The organism is Bartonella sp. CB10SXKL, assembly GCF_042195515.1.
Lineage (GTDB): Bacteria > Pseudomonadota > Alphaproteobacteria > Rhizobiales > Rhizobiaceae > Bartonella.
In genome coordinates, this window is sequence record NZ_JBHION010000096.1 from 1 (window position 1) to 971 (window position 971).

A 971-nucleotide genomic window follows, 5' to 3' on the forward strand; every position below is an offset into this window, starting at 1 on the left:
GTCGCATGGGGCGTATTGATAAAGCCACAACCATCACAGCTTATCCCATTGGGATTGGCTATAATCACATCGGCTGGGCTCCCAAAAACCTCTCCTGGACCATTCAAAGCACTGCGCTTGCTGCTGGTGACTTCATTTAAAATCACTTTCGCCGAACCCGTGAGGCGCAAATGCGGATTGCCCGGCATAATGCCCCCCAACTGCGATTGCCCCACTTCTTGCGCATGATTATTCCAAATCACACCTGGATTGCCAATATTAAAATCGTTATATTTATTGTGTGATAAGCCCTTGCCATTGGGGGTAACAATATCAATCGAGGGAACCCCATTAGGCGCTGCTACTATATCTGGACGATGGGCGGCATGAGCGTTAGGATCCACAGTAATTTGTGCCTGTAACGCTGAAGGGGCTAACAAACAAGAAAAACCAAGTCCCCCAAATAAAACCTTTTTGAGCATCGTACTGGAGACTAAAACACCTAATAAAGCTGCTCTTTCTGCTCTCTTCTCATATCTCATACTTTAACTCCCCAATAAAAAATGCTTAAAGTTCCATTGTTAATGTCATAAAAAATGTTCCTGATTTTTTGTGCTTAACTGTGCTCCAAAAAATACTGGAATAACTGGCATCAAGAGAGACCATGCCTCCCGCAAGCTTGACACCTGCTGTCCAACCGGCAAGCTGGTCACTCTTAATCCCATACAAGGGTTGTGCAAAAACACGCCCATAATCCAAACCAACATAAGGGCGAAGTTCTCCAAAAACCTTTTTGAAGGTCGCGTGATTGCTCCACGGAATAGTGCGCAACAACAAATCATTCCGGCTAAAAAAACCGTTATTGCCAAAAAGCAAACTCTCACGCGTGCCACGAACATTGGAAGCACCCCCCAACGAAATCTGCTCAGCACCCAATAAATTATGCGGTGAATATTGACCACTCAAAAGATTGCTCAGTATAAAGTCCAAGC

The 971-nt window shown here is 44.9% G+C and carries 2 protein-coding genes; both read right to left on the reverse strand.

Translation table 11 applies throughout. The annotated features are described in order from the left end of the window. On the reverse strand, positions 1-521 hold a 521-nt coding region (locus ACFIK3_RS09625), incomplete at its 3' end, for a filamentous hemagglutinin N-terminal domain-containing protein (RefSeq protein WP_375676629.1). Between the two features lie 25 nt (positions 522-546). Continuing rightward, positions 547-971, reverse strand: a 425-nt coding sequence (locus ACFIK3_RS09630; RefSeq protein ID WP_375676630.1) for a ShlB/FhaC/HecB family hemolysin secretion/activation protein, incomplete at its 5' end; no start/stop codon positions are given.